Origin of the sequence: Cellulosimicrobium sp. PMB13, from assembly GCF_051294865.1 — a bacterium.
In the GTDB taxonomy this organism is placed as follows: domain Bacteria; phylum Actinomycetota; class Actinomycetes; order Actinomycetales; family Cellulomonadaceae; genus Cellulosimicrobium.
Genome location: NZ_CP145910.1, coordinates 2,163,436 through 2,179,090, shown reverse-complemented (window position 1 = coordinate 2,179,090; position 15,655 = coordinate 2,163,436). Strand labels below are relative to the sequence as shown.

The 15,655-nt window shown below is 73.8% G+C and carries 15 protein-coding genes; 10 read left to right on the top strand and 5 right to left on the bottom strand.

Annotated elements, in window-relative coordinates; all coding sequences use genetic code 11:
• The first annotated feature begins 8 nt into the window (after positions 1–8).
• Both V5D56_RS09940 and V5D56_RS09935 read left to right on the top strand, forming a co-directional pair.
• Entirely contained in the window at positions 9–227 is a 219-nt protein-coding gene (locus V5D56_RS09940; RefSeq protein WP_435738847.1) for a helix-turn-helix domain-containing protein, read from the top strand.
• Entirely contained in the window at positions 224–796 is a 573-nt protein-coding gene (locus V5D56_RS09935; RefSeq protein WP_435738846.1) for a Clp protease N-terminal domain-containing protein, read from the top strand. The genes V5D56_RS09940 and V5D56_RS09935 overlap by 4 nt, the downstream gene beginning before the upstream one ends.
• Positions 797–909: 113 nt before the next feature.
• Here V5D56_RS09935 and V5D56_RS09930 read toward each other — a convergent pair whose 3' ends face one another.
• Entirely contained in the window at positions 910–3,636 is a 2,727-nt protein-coding gene (locus V5D56_RS09930) for a UvrD-helicase domain-containing protein (protein ID WP_435738845.1), read from the bottom strand.
• A 112-nt stretch (positions 3,637–3,748) separates the two neighbouring features.
• Between V5D56_RS09930 and V5D56_RS09925 the strand changes: the two genes are divergently transcribed.
• Positions 3,749–4,126 (top strand): VOC family protein, encoded by a 378-nt coding sequence (locus V5D56_RS09925; protein WP_435738844.1) that lies wholly within the window; start codon positions 3,749–3,751, stop codon positions 4,124–4,126.
• Positions 4,127–4,138: 12 nt separating this feature from the next.
• Here V5D56_RS09925 and V5D56_RS09920 read toward each other — a convergent pair whose 3' ends face one another.
• From V5D56_RS09920 to V5D56_RS09905, 4 genes are all read right to left on the bottom strand, one after another.
• Positions 4,139–4,621, bottom strand: coding sequence for a DUF456 domain-containing protein (locus V5D56_RS09920; protein WP_435738843.1), 483 nt, complete (start codon positions 4,619–4,621; stop codon positions 4,139–4,141).
• A gap of 92 nt (positions 4,622–4,713) precedes the next feature.
• A complete protein-coding gene (locus V5D56_RS09915) occupies positions 4,714–5,520 on the bottom strand; it encodes an alpha/beta fold hydrolase (RefSeq protein ID WP_435738842.1) in 807 nt (268 codons plus the stop codon).
• The gene (locus V5D56_RS09910) at positions 5,517–6,077 is read right to left on the bottom strand and encodes a PadR family transcriptional regulator (protein WP_435738841.1); all 561 of its coding nucleotides are present in this window, start codon (positions 6,075–6,077) and stop codon (positions 5,517–5,519) included. Before V5D56_RS09910 ends, V5D56_RS09915 begins: the two co-directional genes overlap by 4 nt.
• Before the next feature lie 158 nt (positions 6,078–6,235).
• Positions 6,236–6,604, bottom strand: coding sequence for a hypothetical protein (locus V5D56_RS09905; protein ID WP_435738840.1), 369 nt, complete (start codon positions 6,602–6,604; stop codon positions 6,236–6,238).
• A gap of 141 nt (positions 6,605–6,745) precedes the next feature.
• Between V5D56_RS09905 and V5D56_RS09900 the strand changes: the two genes are divergently transcribed.
• The 7 genes from V5D56_RS09900 to cobA all read left to right on the top strand — a co-directional run bounded on the left by V5D56_RS09900 (position 6,746) and on the right by cobA (position 15,415).
• Positions 6,746–7,771 carry a glycosyltransferase family 2 protein gene (locus tag V5D56_RS09900; RefSeq protein ID WP_435738839.1) on the top strand — a complete coding sequence of 342 codons (1,026 nt, stop codon included), beginning with the start codon at positions 6,746–6,748 and terminating at the stop codon, positions 7,769–7,771.
• Positions 7,768–8,712, top strand: a complete 945-nt coding sequence (locus tag V5D56_RS09895; protein WP_435738838.1) for a glycosyltransferase family 2 protein — start codon at positions 7,768–7,770, stop codon at positions 8,710–8,712. Before V5D56_RS09900 ends, V5D56_RS09895 begins: the two co-directional genes overlap by 4 nt.
• Positions 8,713–9,003: 291 nt before the next feature.
• A complete protein-coding gene (locus tag V5D56_RS09890; protein WP_435738837.1) occupies positions 9,004–10,764 on the top strand; it encodes a nitrite/sulfite reductase in 1,761 nt (586 codons plus the stop codon).
• Complete coding sequence (locus V5D56_RS09885; protein WP_435738836.1) at positions 10,761–11,600, top strand: phosphoadenylyl-sulfate reductase; 840 nt, start codon at positions 10,761–10,763, stop codon at positions 11,598–11,600. Before V5D56_RS09890 ends, V5D56_RS09885 begins: the two co-directional genes overlap by 4 nt.
• Positions 11,601–11,608: 8 nt before the next feature.
• The gene (gene cysD / locus V5D56_RS09880; RefSeq protein WP_435738835.1) at positions 11,609–12,586 is read left to right on the top strand and encodes a sulfate adenylyltransferase subunit CysD; all 978 of its coding nucleotides are present in this window, start codon (positions 11,609–11,611) and stop codon (positions 12,584–12,586) included.
• Positions 12,586–14,001, top strand: coding sequence for a sulfate adenylyltransferase subunit 1 (locus V5D56_RS09875; RefSeq protein WP_435738834.1), 1,416 nt, complete (start codon positions 12,586–12,588; stop codon positions 13,999–14,001). Before cysD ends, V5D56_RS09875 begins: the two co-directional genes overlap by 1 nt.
• Positions 14,002–14,008: 7 nt before the next feature.
• The gene (cobA, locus tag V5D56_RS09870; RefSeq protein WP_435738833.1) at positions 14,009–15,415 is read left to right on the top strand and encodes a uroporphyrinogen-III C-methyltransferase; all 1,407 of its coding nucleotides are present in this window, start codon (positions 14,009–14,011) and stop codon (positions 15,413–15,415) included.
• The last annotated feature ends 240 nt before the right edge of the window (positions 15,416–15,655 follow it).

Here is a 15,655-nt window from a genome sequence, read left to right as displayed (position 1 = left end):
TGACAGCCATGGATCCCGTCGACATGGACGCCGCCAGCAGCACGGACCCGGACGTGGGGCTGCGGGCCGTGCGCTCGCTCCGCGTCCTCGCGGAGCGGCTCGAGGCGCTGCAGGTCGAGAACGCCCGGGCGCGCGGCTGGTCGTGGCAGGAGATCGCCGACCGGCTCGGCGTGAGCCGCCAGGCGGTCCACAAGAAGTACGGGTCGACCCGCAACCGGAGGTCATGATGTTCGAACGCTTCTCGTCCGACGCCCGCGCCACCGTCGTCGGCGCGCAGGAGGTCGCCCGACGCCGCGGCGCCGCGTCGATCGACACGGTGCACCTGCTCCTCGCGCTCGCCGCTCAGGACGGCCCCGCGACGCGCGCTCTCACCGCGACGGGGGTGACGGCCCCCGACCTCGAGCGCCTCGGCGCGGCGGCGGAATCCGGCGACGTGCTCGACGCCGACGCGCTCGCCGCCCTCGGGATCGACCTCGACACCGTCCGCGCGCGCACCGACGCAGCGTTCGGCCCGGGGTCCCTCGACCGACCGGGCCGGAGCGGGCGTCGCGGCCACATCCCCTTCACGAAGGACGCGAAGAAGGCCTTGGAGCTCTCGCTGCGCGAGGCGCTCCACGAGGGTTCACGCTCGATCGACTCCGGCCACGTCCTTCTCGCGCTCCTGCGGGCGGACGGCACGACGGCGCACCGCACCCTGAGCGCAGCTCTCGCCGAGGCCGGCTCGGACGCGGCAGGCCTGCGCTCTGCGCTCGGGGCCGAGCGCTCCTCGGGCGCCGAAGGTCGCGCCGCCTCCTGACCGCACGGCACGGCTGGCGACGGACCCCTGACCGTGGTGATCGTCGGCCACGGTGCCCGAGGTGGTCGGGGCGGCAGACGTGACGTGCCTGTCGAGGTGATGCTGGCGGTCGCCTACAGCTTCGTCACCGGTGAGTAGCGCAGCAGCAGCCGCTTCGTCCCGTCCGCCCCGAAGTCGATCTTCGCGACGGCGTTGGGCCCGGACCCCTCGAGCGCCACGACCGTCCCGAGCCCGTACGCGTCGTGCGTCACCTTGTCCCCGAGCGACAGGTTCGGGATGTCGGTGTCCTGCCGCGGCGTCGCCGACCCGAACGTCGCCCCTCCCGACGAGGAACCGGTCCCGGACGACCGCCCGGGCGACCCGAACGACGAGCGCGCCGAGGGGGTCGATGCCGGATCGTGGCGGGCCTGGCGGGAGGAGCCCGAGGAACGAGGGCTCCGGATGGTAGATCCGGCATCGACCCCCTCGGCGCGCGAGTCCGACCCGGACCACGAGCCGCGGTATCCGCCACCCGAGCCGCGACCCCACACGGAGCCGCCGGCGCGCAGCGTGGCCATCGACGACTCCCGGCGCCGCCAGTCCCACAGCTCCTCCGGGATCTCCTCGAGGAACCGGCTCGGCGGGAACTCGTTGGCCATGCCCCACGCGGACCGCACGGCCGAGCGCGAGACGTAGAGGCGCTCGCGCGCGCGAGTGATGCCCACGTAGGCGAGCCGACGCTCCTCGGACAGCTCGGCGTCGTCGTGCAGCGACCGCATGTGCGGGAACGTCCCGTCCTCCATGCCCGTGAGGAACACGACGGGGAACTCGAGGCCCTTGGCGGTGTGCAGCGTCATGAGCGTGACGACGCCGGGGTCGACCTTCTCCTCGGCATCTTCCTCGTCGCCCTCCGCGTCGTCGGCCGGGATCTGGTCGGCGTCGGCGACGAGCGAGACGCGCTCGAGGAAGTCGGACAGCGTGCCCTCGGGCTCGAGCTCGGTGAACTCGGTCGCGACGGCGTGCAGCTCGGCGAGGTTCTCGACGCGCGTGGCGTCCTGCGGGTCGTCGCTGGCGCGCAGCTCGGCGAGGTAGCCGGAGCGGTCGAGGACGGCGCCGAGGATCTCGGCGGGTGTCGCGCCGGAGTCGGCGAGCTCGCGCAGCCCGGTCATGAGCTCGACGAAGGCGCGCAGCGGGTTGAGCGTGCGGTTCGTGAGCCCGGGGATCTCGTCGATCCGGTCGAGCGCGGCGCCGAACGAGATCCGCTCACGGTTCGCGAGCGCCGCGACGGCGCCCTCGGCGCGATCGCCCAGACCGCGCTTGGGCGTGTTGAGGACCCGGCGCAGGTTGACGTCGTCGTCGAGGTTGTCGATGGCCCGCAGGTAGGCGACGGCGTCCTTGACCTCGCGCCGCTCGTAGAAGCGCGTGCCGCCGACGACCTTGTACGGCAGGCCGACGCGGATGAGCACCTCCTCGAGCGCGCGGGACTGGGCGTTGGTGCGGTAGAAGACCGCGACGTCGCCGGGGCGCACGCCGTCGGTGTCGCCGAGGCGGTCGATCTCCTCGGCGACGAAGCGTGCCTCCTCGTGCTCGTTGTCCGCGACGTAGCCGATGATCTTCGCGCCCGCCCCGGAGTCCGTCCACAGGCGCTTGGGCTTGCGGTCGGGATTGCGCGAGATGACGGCGTTGGCCGCGGAGAGGATGTTCTGCGTCGAGCGGTAGTTCTGCTCCAGCAGGATGGTCCGCGCGTCGGGGTAGTCGGCCTCGAACTCGAGGATGTTGCGGATCGTCGCGCCGCGGAAGGCGTAGATCGACTGGTCGGCGTCGCCGACGACGGTGAGCTCGGCCGGGTCGAGCGCCGGGACCTGGGCCTCCCCGGTGCCGCTCGTCGCGGGGTCCGTCGCGGCCGAGTCCTCGCCCACGCCCGCGAGCTCGCGCACGAGGACGTACTGCGCGTGGTTGGTGTCCTGGTACTCGTCGACGAGCACGTGCCGGAACCGGCGGCGGTAGTGCTCGGCCACCGCGGGGAAGGCCTGGAGCAGGTTGACGGTGGTCATGATGATGTCGTCGAAGTCGAGCGCGCTCGCCGCGACGAGGCGCGCCTGGTAGCGCGTGTAGACGTCGGCGAGGACCTGGTCGAACTCGGGCACGTTGGCACCGCGAGCGCTGAGCCCTTCGGCCGTCGCGTGCGCGCCCGACTCGCGCGCGTACGTCTCCGGGTCGACGAGCTCGTTCTTCAGGTCGGAGATCTTGTTCGCGAGCGACCGCGCCGGGTACTTCTTCGGGTCGAGGTCCAGCTCGCGCGTGACGAGCGTGATGAGCCGCTGGGAGTCCGCGGCGTCGTAGATGGAGAAGCTCGACCGCAGCCCCAGCGTCTTCGCCTCGCGCCGCAGGATCCGCGTGCACGCGGAGTGGAACGTCGAGACCCACATGCTCCGTGCAGTGGGACCGACGAGGTGCTCGACGCGCTCGCGCATCTCCGCCGCGGCCTTGTTGGTGAACGTGATCGCGAGGATCTGCCCCGAGCGCGCACGACCTGTCGCGAGGAGGTGGGCGATCCGGTGCGTGAGGACACGGGTCTTGCCCGACCCGGCGCCGGCCACGATGAGCAGCGGCCCGCCGGCGTGCACGACCGCCTCGCGCTGCTGGGGGTTCATGCCGTCGAGCAGCGCGTCGGGGTCGATGTGCGCGTAGCGGCCGCGCCGCGCGGTCTCGCCCTGCGGGTTGTCGGACGGCGCCGCGGGGTCGTCGGTCCAGCGCGGCGCGGTCGCGGGCAGCCGGGCCTCGCCGCCGTGGTCGACGCGAGGGCCGTCGAACAGCGTGTCGAGGCCGGGCAGCGGGAGGTTCTCGAAGAGCGAAGCCATAGCCCTCCCAGCCTAGGCGCCCGGACCCACACCTCGGCACCGACGAGTTCTCCCGGTGCGCACGGTCGGTACTGGCACAGGCCGCGCGCAGGGCGCGGCGGACGGAGGAGACATGACCACCCAGCTCGTCGGCGTCCACACCGTCGCGATCCCCGTCACCGACCAGGACCGCGCGCTCGCGTTCTACACCGGCACGCTCGGCTTCGAGGTCCGCATGGACGGCGACCTGCAGGAGGGCTTCCGCTGGATCGAGGTCGCGCCGCCCGGCGCCCCGACCTCCGTAGCCCTCGTCACGGCGGGCGACGGCCTGCCGTCGGGCGTCGACACCGGCATCCGGCTCGCGACGACGGACGCCGCGGCCGACCACGCTGCCCTCACCGGCGCGGGGGCCGACGTCGACGAGCTCCTGCTGTGGGAGGGCGTGCCGCCGATGTTCTCCTTCCGGGACCCCGACGCCAACACGATCTACGTCACGCAGACGCCCGGCTGACCACAGCGCGGGTCAGGTCAGCGCCAGGCCGACTCCCCACGTCGCGGCGGCCAGGAGGCCGCCGAGGAGCTGCACGAGGATCGTGATCCCCGTGGCCTGCATCGCGGCGACGGTCGCCCGCCACGCGGCACGGCGGTCACGGCGGCGCAGCAGCTCGGCGACGAAGACCGCGAGCACGAAACCGATGAACAGGCCGATCACCGGGATGACGAAGAAGCCGACGACGCCCGCGATGCCGCCCCAGACCAGGGTCGACCAGGGCACCTCGGCCCGCCGCATGTGCCGACCGGCGAGCACGTACTGCGCGACCTCCGCGGCGACGACGAACACCGCCGCGACGGCGAAGACGACCCACGCCGCCGCGCCGCCCGTGACGATCGCCCAGACGAGGACGGCGCCGAGGACGAGCACGTTCCCCGGCAGGACCTGCACGACGATGCCGACCAGCCCGACCAGGATCGCCAGTCCGACGAGGACCTCTCCACCCACGCTCACGCCCGCAACTCTCGCACGGGACGTCGAGAACTGACCATCCGCCCCCGAACCATCCGTTTCAGGGGCGGAAGGTCACGTCGAGGCGGCCGCGGTCAGGCGCCGGGTGGGAGCGGCACGAGCCCGGGGTGCGCGACGCCGTCGAGCACCCAGGAGCGGATCATCGCGCTGAACAGGTCCGGGTCCTCCGCGCTCCACTGGTGGTGCATGCCCGGCGCGAGACGCACGACGGCGTCCGGCAGGCGCCGCTCGATCGTCGCCAGCGCACGACGTGCGGGGCGCACGTCCCGTCCACCCGCGACGGCGAGCACCCGGGCACCGGACCCGGCGATCCCGTCCGGCCAGCACCCGCCGTAGACCTCCGGCACCAGTCGTTCCTGGTTGTCGCGACGGATCGCGAGCCCGGAGCGCACGAACACGTCCCGCGCGTCGGCCGGGATGCCCATGGCGCGGGCCTGAGCCCTCCAGTACCAGGGTCGGTCCCACACCCGCAGCTGGGCGCGACCGAACGCGCCCGCGAGACCCGGGACGCCGTCGACCACCGCGCCGGAGGCGATGACCGAGGCGACGAGCCCCGGGTGCCTCGCTGCGACGCGCAGCGCCACGATGCCACCGAACGACAGGCCGACGACGTGCACCTCGCGCGACGTGGCGAGGGGTGCGACCAGCGCCGCCACGTCGTCGGCGACCGCGTCGATCGAGACCAGGTCCTCGGCCGCCCTCGACCCGTAGCCCGGTAGGTCGGGCGTCCAGAGGTCGAGGTCGTCGAGGTGCTCGACCTGCGGCTCCCACATCCACGACGCGACGTTCCCCCCGTGCAGCAGGACGACGGACGTCCGGTCCGCGCCGGGCGCACCGGTCCGCGTGGCCGGGTGGTGCACGGGGTAGGCCGGCGCGCTCACGAGCGCACCTCGGTCTCGGTCTCGTCGAGCCACGCGAGCTCGGCGCGGGCGTGCGCGAGCCCGTTGCGCAGGGTGGCGAGCCGCAGCGCGAGGCCTCTCGTGCCCCGCACCCCGGCCGGGTCGGGTCCGCCATCCCCCGTGAGCGCCTCGACCCTCGCCGCCTCGGCGGTCAGGACGGCGATCGCCTCCTCGGCCTGCGCGCGGCGCGACGCGAGCAGCGTCGCGACGCCGTCGTCGTCGAGCTGGTCGGCGAAGAAGAGCCGGCCGAGGAAGGGGTCGCGCGAGTCCTCGGGCTCCAGGGGCGAGGCGAGCCAGTCGCGCAGCGCCGCGCGCCCGCTCTCGGTGATCCGGTGGACCTTGCGGTCGGGGTAGCTCTCCTGAGGGACGACCTCGATCTCGGCGAGGCCCGCGTCCACGAGGGCCGCGAGCGTCCGGTAGAGCTGCGAGCGGTCGGCCGCCCAGAAGTGGTTGACGGACGAGTCGAACGCGCGCTTGAGGTCGTAGCCGGTCATGGGTCGGATCGTCAGCAGACCGAGCACGAGATATCGGAGGACCATGCGACTAGTGGACCATGCACATATGCCGCCGTCAACGGTCTGCTCGGCTGGTTCGCGTCAGATCGGCAGGACGGCGCGAGATCGGCACTCCGGGAGTGCCGGTCTCGCGCCGTCCTGCCGATCTCACGCCTTCGCCGGGCTCCGAGCCCGACGTCGGCTCAGTTCCAGAAGACCGCGACGAGGATGTTGACGAGCGTCAGACCACCGATGGCGTGCTTGACGCCCGGGGCGACGGCGCCGTCGGACGCCTTGGCCGCCTGACGCTTGGCGACGAACGCGAGGACGGCGATCACGAGGGCGACGACGAGCTTGACGCCGATCTTGGCCATGTCCGGGCCGCCGCCCTCCGGCCAGACCGACGCCTCCCCGATCCCGACCATGGCGATGCCGGCGACGAGCGCGGTGAGCGCGCCGTGGAAGACGCCCTGGTAGAGCCCCGGCGAGCGGAGCGAGGCGAGGTATCCACCGAGGACGATGGCCCAGCCGACGAAGTGCAGCGCGACGAAGACGTTGTAGAGGAACTCCATGGCTGCACCCTATTTGCTGACACTCGTGTCGTAAAACCTCGCGGTCGTGAGACGGGTCGCACGCCGCCCCTCGACGACCGCCGCGACGCTCCGCCCGGGTGGCCGCTTGCGAGCGGGTCGGGCCGCTCCTAGAACGAACGGATGGACCACCCGTCGGACCGCCTCCCCCGCGGCACAGCGACCGCCCCGACCGCCACGACCGCGGCGACCGACCCGGCCACCTCCGCCCCCTCGACCAGCAGGACCGTCGGCTCCTCGGCTCCCGACCCGCGCACCGCGGTGGTCGTCATCACGCACGAGCGCCGCGACGAGCTGCTCCGCACGCTGCGCCTGCTCGAACGCCTTCCCGAGCAGCCGCACGTCGTCGTGGTCGACAACGCGTCGACCGACGGCACAGCGGAGGCCGTCAGGGCCGAGCACCCGGCCGTCGAGCTCGTCCGGGCGTCCTCGAACCTCGGCGCGGTCGGACGCAACGTGGGGGTCGACCGCGTCGCGTCCCGCGGGACGGCGCGGTACGTCGCGTTCTGCGACGACGACACCTGGTGGGACCCGGGCTCCCTGCGCGCCGCGGCAGACGTGCTCGACGCGAACCCGCGGCTCGCCGTCGTCACCGCGCGGATCGTCGTCGAGCCGGGCGGCACGGAGGACCCCGTCGTCGCCGAGCTCCGCGACTCCCCCGTGCGCGCGAGGTTCCCGCTGCCGGGCCCGGCGCTGGGCAGCTTCCTCGCCGGCGCGTCCGTCCTGCGGGTCGACGCCTTCCGGGCCGTGGGCGGCTTCTCGCCGCGGCTGTGGCTCGGCGGCGAGGAGGAGCTCCTCGCCGCGGACCTCGCCGCCGACGGGTGGGAGCTGTGCTACCTCGAGGACCTCACGGTCCACCACGCGGCGTCACCCGCCCGCGACCGCTCGCGCCGCGCGCGCGACGGCGTGCGCAACACGTTGTGGTTCACGTGGCTGCGGCGCAGCGGCCCGGCCGTCGCGCGCCGGTCGTGGGCCGTGCTCCGCGGCCTGCCGCCCACCCGCGAGGCGTGGCTCGGCGTGCTCGACGCCGTCCGCGGCCTGCCGTGGGTCCTGCGCGACCGACGGCCCCTGCCCGCCGAGGTCGAGGCCCGGTTCCGCGCCCTCGAGGCCTCCCAGCGTTCGTCGTCCGCGCGCCGGTACGGCCGATGACCGCAGAAGGCACGCGGGCCACGGACGACGTCGCCGCACCCGCCGGACCTCCCGTCCCGGGCGTCACGGCCCCGCGTCCGGCACCCGCACCTCCCGTCGTCGAGGACGACCGGGTCACGGTCGTCGTCATGAGCAGGAACCGGCGGGACGACCTGCTCACGTCGCTCCCGCGCCACCGTGCCCCGGTCGTGTACGTCGACAACGGGTCCGACGACGGCAGCCCGGCCGTCGCGGCGCGCGCCCGTCCCGACGCCGACGTCGTGCGGCTGCGCCGCAACGTCGGGTCGCTCGCACGCACCGTCGGCGTCGAACGGGCGACCACGCCGTTCGTCGCGTTCGCCGACGACGACTCGTGGTGGGCACCGGGCGCGCTGCGCCGCGCGGCGGACGTGCTCGCGGCGCACCCCTCGGTCGCGGTGGCCGTGGCGAGGGTGCTCGTCGGCCCGGAGGAGGACGAGGACCCGATCGTCGCGGAGCTGCGCGCGTCGCCGCTCGACGCGACAGGCCTGCCGGGACCGCGTGTCCTCGGGTTCATGGCCTGCGCGGCGCTCGTGCGCCGGGAGGCCGTGCTCGCCGTCGGCGGGTTCGACGACGCCGTCCGGTTCCCCGGCGAGGAGGAGCCGCTCGTGCTGCGGCTGGCCGCCCACGGCCACGCGGCAGTCTTCTGCGAGGACGCCGTGGTGCACCACCACCCGTCCCGGTCCCGCCACGCGCCCCGGCACCGGGCGGCTGCGGTCGCGCGCTCCGCCGTCGCGACGGCGGTCCTCCTGCGGCCGTGGCCGGTCGTCGCAGCGCGGGTCCGCGCAGCATGGAGCACCGACGGGATGAGGGCACTCCCGACCGCACGGCAGACGTGGTCGGCGCTGCGGCGGCGCCGCCGGCTGCCCGTGCAGGTCGAGCGCGATGTCGCGCTGCTCGAGGGCGCGCCCCGCGACGCCTGAGACGTCGGTCCGGCATGCGGACGGCGTCTTCCGACGTCCGAGACGGGCGTGTACGGTTCTGCGCATGACCACGGCAGCCCGCACCCTCCTCGTGACCACGCGTCACGGGATGCCGGCGTGCGCGCTCACGTGTCTCAGCTGTTGTCGCTGAACCGCGCCCGACTCAGCGCGAGCCCCGGCTCGCTCCCCCCTGAGAACCGGCGCGCGCCGTCGGTCCTCAGCACCTCGCACCCTCGCTGAGCGTCCTTCGACGCGCGTCCCCGCCCCCGAACGAGGACACGAGGAACACCGATGACGCAGGCCACGACCGCGCCTGGCACCACCGGCGACGCGGCGGCCCGGCCCGAGCGCCCCGCCCCGGCGGCAGGCGAGCGCCCGACCCGACCGGCACGCGCCGCGCGCCCGAACGGGCAGTGGAAGGTGGACGGCACCGAGCCGCTCAACGCGAACGAGAAGTGGAAGCAGGAGGACGGCGGTCTGTCCGTCCGCGAGCGCATCGAGACGATCTACGCGCGCGACGGCTTCGACTCGATCACCGGTGACGACCTGCACGGGCGCTTCCGCTGGTGGGGCCTGTACACGCAGCGCAAGCCCGGGATCGACGGCGGAAAGACCGCGACGCTCGAGCCGCACGAGCTCGAGGACAGGTACTTCATGCTCCGCGTGCGCATCGACGGCGGGGCGCTCACGACCGAGCAGCTGCGCGTCATCGCGGACATCTCGAAGGACTTCGGCCGCGACTCCGCCGACATCACGGACCGGCAGAACATCCAGCTCCACTGGGTCGAGGTCGAGAACGTCCCGGAGATCTGGCGGCGCCTGGAGTCCGTCGGCCTGCAGACCACGGAGGCGTGCGGCGACGTGCCGCGCGTCGTCCTCGGCAGCCCCGTGGCGGGCATCGCCGCGGACGAGCTCATCGACGTCGGCCCCGCGATCGCCGGGATCACCGAGAAGTACATCGGCGTCCCCGAGCTCGCGAACCTCCCGCGCAAGTTCAAGACGGCGCTCACGGGCCACCCGAGCCAGGACGTCGTGCACGAGATCAACGACGTCGCGTTCGTCGCGCACCGCCACCCCGAGCTCGGCATCGGGTTCGACGTCTGGGTCGGCGGCGGCCTCTCGGCCAACCCACGACTCGGCGAGCGGCTCGGCGCGTTCTGCACGGAGGAGCAGGTGCCCGACGTGTGGCACGGCGTCGTGCAGATCTTCCGCGACTACGGCTACCGCCGGCTGCGCAACAAGGCGCGCCTCAAGTTCCTGCTCGCCGACTGGGGCCCCGAGAAGTTCCGGGAGGTGCTCGAGACCGAGTACCTCGGGTACCGGCTGCCCGACGGCCCGCCCGCGCCGAAGCCCCCGGTCCCCGGTGACCACGTGGGCGTGCACAAGCAGAAGGACGGGCTGAACTACGTCGGTGCAGCGCCCTACGTGGGCCGTGTCTCCGGCACGATCCTCGGGAACGTCGCCGACCTCGCCGAGTCCGTCGGGTCGCGCCGGGTGCGGCTCACGGCGCACCAGAAGCTGCTCGTGCTCGACGTCCCGGACGAGAGCGTCGAGCACGTCGTGAGCACGCTCAAGGCCAACGGCCTGGACGCGAACCCCAGCCCGTTCCGTCGCAGCACCATCGCGTGCACCGGGATCGAGTACTGCAAGCTCGCGATCGTCGACACCAAGGACACGGCCACCGCCACGATCGACGAGCTCGAGAAGCGCCTCGGCGACCTGTCGCAGATGAAGCCGCTCTCCCTGCACGTCAACGGGTGCCCCAACTCGTGCGCGCGCATCCAGACCGCGGACATCGGCCTCAAGGGTCAGCTGGTCATGGACGACGACGGCGAGCAGGTCCCCGGCTTCCAGGTGCACCTGGGCGGTGGGCTGGCCTCGGACGACCGCGAGACCGCCGGCATGGGCCGCACGGTGCGCGGGCTCAAGGTCACGGCGACGGACCTGCCCGACTACGTCGAGCGTGTCGTGCGCCGCTACGAGTCCGACAAGGACGGGGCCGAGACCTTCGCCGAGTGGGCGCACCGGGCCGACGAGGAGGCGCTGCAGTGACCGAGCAGACGACGCAGGACCCGCTGGCCGCGCTGCGCGCGGCCGCCCGGGCCAAGGCGGAGCAGCGCGAGGCGTCGAAGGCGGCGCACCACGCGGAGCGGGCCGAGCACGGGCGCGAGAAGCGCTCGCTCGACGAGCTGCGCGAGATCGCTCGGCGCGGCGCGGCCGAGCTCGCGGGGTCCGGGATCGGCGCCGACGACGAGGCGACCGCCGAGCAGGTCATCGCCTGGGCCGCGCGCGAGTTCGGGACGTCCGTCGCCGTCGCGTGCTCGATGGCCGACGCCGTGCTGCCGCACGTCGTCGCCGCGCAGGTCCCGTGGGTCGACGTGCTGTTCCTCGACACGGGCTACCACTTCGCCGAGACGGTGGGCACGCGCGACGCCGTCGAGCAGCAGATGGACGTGACGATCGTCGACGTGCTGCCCGAGCTCACGGTGGCCGAGCAGGACGCCGCGCACGGGAAGGACCTGTTCGCGCGCGACCCGGCCCTGTGCTGCCAGATGCGCAAGGTCGAGCCGCTGCACCGCACGCTCGCGGGGTACGAGGTCTGGGTGACGGGCGTGCGCCGCGACGAGGCGCCGACCCGCACGAACACCCCCCTCGTCACGTTCGACGAGAAGAACGGGCTCGTGAAGATCAACCCGCTCGCCGCCTGGTCGTTCGACGACCTGCTCGCCTACGCCGCGCGGCACCAGGTGATCCTCAACCCCCTGCTGAACGACGGCTACCCCTCGATCGGCTGCCTGCCGTGCACCCGGCGTGTCGCGCCGGGCGAGGACCCGAGGGCCGGCCGCTGGGCAGGGCTCGACAAGACAGAGTGCGGACTCCACGTATGAGGACGGGCATGACGACCATCGACCTGACGACCGACCCGACCGGTGTCGACACCGGGCTCCCCGGCGCCGCGCTGCCCGGGGCTCGGCGGCTCACCCAGCTGGACGCGCTGGAGAGCGAGGGCATCCACATCATCCGCGAGGTGGTGGCCGAGTTCGAGCGTCCCGTGCTGCTGTTCAGCGGGGGCAAGGACTCCGTGGTGATGCTGCACCTCGCGGTCAAGGCGTTCGCGCCCGGCCCGGTGCCGTTCCCCGTGCTGCACGTCGACACGGGGCACAACTTCCCCGAGGTGCTCGCCTACCGCGACGCCACCGCCGAGCGCCTGCGCCTGCGGCTCGAGGTCGCGAGCGTGCAGGACTACCTCGACGACGGACGCCTGCGCGAGCGCGCCGACGGCACGCGCAACCCGCTGCAGACCCAGCCGCTGCTCGACGCGATCACGGGTCACAAGTTCGACGCCGTGTTCGGAGGCGGGCGACGCGACGAGGAGAAGGCGCGCGCGAAGGAGCGCGTGTTCTCCCTGCGCGACGAGTTCGGCCAGTGGGACCCGCGCAACCAGCGCCCCGAGCTGTGGAACCTGTACAACGGCCGCCACCGCCCGGGCGAGCACGTGCGCGTGTTCCCGCTGTCGAACTGGACCGAGCTCGACGTGTGGCGCTACATCGCGCGAGAGAACATCCAGCTGCCCGAGCTCTACTACGCGCACGAGCGCGAGGTGTTCGACCGCGACGGCATGCTGCTCGCCGTCGGGCCGTACTCGCTCCCGCGCACCGACGCCGAGGCCGCGTCGCTCCGCACCGAGACGGTGCGGTACCGGACCGTGGGCGACATGTCGTGCACGGGCGCGGTGCGCTCGGACGCGACGGGCGTCGAGGACGTCATCGCCGAGGTCGCGGCCACGCGCATCACCGAGCGCGGCGCGACCCGCGCCGACGACCGCCTCTCCGAGGCCGCCATGGAAGACCGCAAGAAGGAGGGGTACTTCTGATGGGCGCCCACACCACGCACCCGACGCCCACGGCCGAGGCCTCTGCTGACGGCGCGCTCGCGCTCGACGACGACCGCCGCGGGACGCTGCTGCGCCTCGCGACCGCGGGCTCCGTCGACGACGGCAAGTCCACGCTCGTCGGGCGCCTGCTCTACGACTCCAAGTCCGTCCTCGCGGACCAGCTCGACGCCGTCGAGCGCGTCTCGCGCGACCGCGGGCTGGAGACCGCGGACCTCGCGCTCCTCACCGACGGCCTGCGCGCCGAGCGCGAGCAGGGCATCACCATCGACGTCGCGTACCGGTACTTCGCCACGGCCCGGCGCTCGTTCATCCTCGCCGACTGCCCCGGGCACGTGCAGTACACGCGCAACACCGTGACCGGCGCGTCGACGGCCGACGTCGTCGTGCTGCTCATCGACGCCCGCAAGGGCCTGCTCGAGCAGACGCGCCGCCACCTCGCGGTGACGAGCCTGCTGCGCGTGCCGCACGTCGTCGTCGCGGTGAACAAGATCGACCTGGTCGACTACTCGCGTGAGCGCTACGACGAGCTGGCCGCCGACATCCGCGCGGCGGCGGCGGCGCTCGGTGTCGCGGACGTGCACACCCTGCCGGTGTCCGCGCTCGTCGGCGACAACGTCGTGGAGCACGGCAGCCCGAACACCCCCTGGTACGACGGCCCGAGCCTGCTCGAGCTGCTCGAGTCCCTCCCCACGGGCGACGACCCCGACACGGAGTCCTTCCGGTTCCCCGTGCAGGTGGTCATCCGACCGCAGACGGGCCTCGCCGGTTCCGAGGACGCCGACCGGTACCGCGACTACCGCGGGTACGCGGGGCAGGTCGCGTCCGGGGTCGTGCGCGTCGGGGACGAGGTCGTCGTGCTGCCCTCGGGCCGCCGCACGACGGTTGCGGGGATCGACACCGCGGACTCGCTCGCGAGCGGCGAGGAGCTCACGGAGGCGTTCGCACCGCAGTCCGTGACGATCCGCCTGACCGACGACGTCGACGTCGCGCGCGGGGACCTGATCGCCACCGCGGCCGACGCGCCCGACGTCACGCAGGACGTCGAGGGCACGGTCGCGTGGCTGGCCGACCGCCCGCTCCTGCCGGGGTCGCGCGTGCTGCTCAAGCACACGACCCGCACGGTGCAGGCCGTGGTGCGCGACGTCGTCGGGCGCCTCGACCTCGACTCCGCCGAGCTGGAGCCCGCCGAGCGGCTCGAGCTCAACGACATCGGGCGCGTGACGCTGCGTCTCGCGTCGCCGATCGCGGCCGAGGAGTACGTCATCGCACGCCGCACGGGCGCGTTCCTCCTGGTCGACGCCCAGGACGGCGGCACGCTCGCCGCCGGCATGGTCGGCGACGCGCTCGCCGCCGTGCGCCGACCGGCCGAGCGGCCCGCCGCGTACACGATCTGAGGACGCCATGACCAGGACCCGCGCCACCGGCGCCGACGGCCGTGACGGCCGTGACGTTGTTGCTGCGTCGCACCACGAGAGTTACCCGCTCGGCCTGCGCGTCGCGGGCCGGCTCACCGTGGTCGTCGGGGGCGGTCCGGTCGCGGCCCGCCGGGCGCGGGGCCTGGTCGACGCCGGGGCGAGGGTCCAGGTCGTGGCGCCGTTCGTGTGCGAGGACCTGAGCGCTCTCGTCGAGGAGCAGCACGTGCGGTGGGTGCGTCGCGACTACCTCACGGGCGACCTCGACGGCGCGTGGCTGGTCCACACCGCGACGGGCGACCGCGAGGTCGATGCGCTCGTGGCGGCCGACGCCGAGGCCGACCGGGTCTTCTGCGTCACCGCGGGCGACGCGGAGCTCGGCACGGCGTGGGTCCCGGCCGTCGCGCGCACGCGCGTCCCCGGCGCTCTCGGCCCCGCCGGGTCGACGGGCGACGTCGGACCCGACGCCGAGGTGACCGTCGCGGTGAACGCCGGGCGCGACCCGCGGCGGGCGCAGCGCGTCCGGGACGCGGTGGCAGCGCTCCTCGACACGGGCGAGCTGCCGCTGCGGGGCGTGCGCCGGAGCGTCCCCGCACCGACCGGTGCGGCGAGCACAAGCACGGCCGACTCCCTCCTCGCGAGCGCGGGCCCGGTCACGACGCCGCTCGTCCGCCCCGTGGGCTCCGTCGCCCTCGTCGGTGGCGGCCCGGGCGACCTCGGGCTCATCTCCGTGCGGGGTCGGCGCCTGCTCGCGGAGGCGGACGTCGTCGTCGTGGACCGGCTCGGGCCGCGCGGCCTGCTGGACGAGCTCGGCGAGGACGTCGTCGTCGTGGACGTCGGCAAGACGCCGGGCCACCACCCGGTCCCGCAGTCGGAGATCAACGCGATCCTCGTGCACCACGCGCTCGTCGGGCGTCGCGTCGTGCGGCTCAAGGGCGGCGACCCCTACGTGTTCGGCCGCGGCGGCGAGGAGCTCGACGTGTGCCGCGAGCACGGTATCCCGGTCGAGGTCGTGCCGGGCGTGACGAGCGCGGTGTCCGTCCCCGCCGCCGCCGGGATCCCGGTGACGCACCGAGGCGTCTCGCGCGGGTTCACGGTGCTCACCGGGCACGAGGACGTCGGCAAGGTCCCCGCCGCGACCGACCACACGGTCGTGCTGCTCATGGGCGTGTCCCGCCTGGCGGAGACGGCGGACGCGCTCGTCGCGCAGGGCCGCTCTCCCGAGACGCCGGTCGCCGTCGTCGAGGACGGGTACGGCCCGCGCCAGCGCACCACCGTCGGCACGCTCGCGACGATCGCCGATCGCGCGCGCGAGGCCGGCGTCCGCCCGCCGGCCGTCACGGTCGTGGGCGACGTCGTGCGCCTCTCCCCCGCCTGGACGGACGACTCGGCCTAGTCCTTTCACCGACCGGCTCCACGTGACTGGCGGCGCGCGCTCGGTTCAGCGCCGTGACCCGGCGGTCGTCCGCCCGGAGCGCGCGGTACAGCGCCCATCGTTGACCGATGGCGAGAAGCATGAGCCATCCCGCGACGACGATCAGCACCACGAACCACCAGGGGAACGGGTCTCCGTACTCGAAGCCCCCGCGTGAACGCGTCTCTCGCGTCGCCTGAGCGAAGGCCCATGCTCCGGGGA

Coding starts and splice junctions, on each gene's coding strand:
- V5D56_RS09900 (WP_435738839.1), top strand. CDS start 6,746: ATGGACCACCCGTCGGACCGCCTCCCCCGCGGCACAGCGACCGCCCCG.
- V5D56_RS09925 (WP_435738844.1), top strand. CDS start 3,749: ATGACCACCCAGCTCGTCGGCGTCCACACCGTCGCGATCCCCGTCACC.
- V5D56_RS09895 (WP_435738838.1), top strand. CDS start 7,768: ATGACCGCAGAAGGCACGCGGGCCACGGACGACGTCGCCGCACCCGCC.
- V5D56_RS09940 (WP_435738847.1), top strand. CDS start 9: ATGGATCCCGTCGACATGGACGCCGCCAGCAGCACGGACCCGGACGTG.
- V5D56_RS09910 (WP_435738841.1), bottom strand. CDS start 6,077: ATGGTCCTCCGATATCTCGTGCTCGGTCTGCTGACGATCCGACCCATG.
- V5D56_RS09930 (WP_435738845.1), bottom strand. CDS start 3,636: ATGGCTTCGCTCTTCGAGAACCTCCCGCTGCCCGGCCTCGACACGCTG.
- V5D56_RS09875 (WP_435738834.1), top strand. CDS start 12,586: ATGGGCGCCCACACCACGCACCCGACGCCCACGGCCGAGGCCTCTGCT.
- V5D56_RS09905 (WP_435738840.1), bottom strand. CDS start 6,604: ATGGAGTTCCTCTACAACGTCTTCGTCGCGCTGCACTTCGTCGGCTGG.
- cobA (WP_435738833.1), top strand. CDS start 14,009: ATGACCAGGACCCGCGCCACCGGCGCCGACGGCCGTGACGGCCGTGAC.
- cysD (WP_435738835.1), top strand. CDS start 11,609: ATGACGACCATCGACCTGACGACCGACCCGACCGGTGTCGACACCGGG.
- V5D56_RS09935 (WP_435738846.1), top strand. CDS start 224: ATGATGTTCGAACGCTTCTCGTCCGACGCCCGCGCCACCGTCGTCGGC.
- V5D56_RS09890 (WP_435738837.1), top strand. CDS start 9,004: ATGACGCAGGCCACGACCGCGCCTGGCACCACCGGCGACGCGGCGGCC.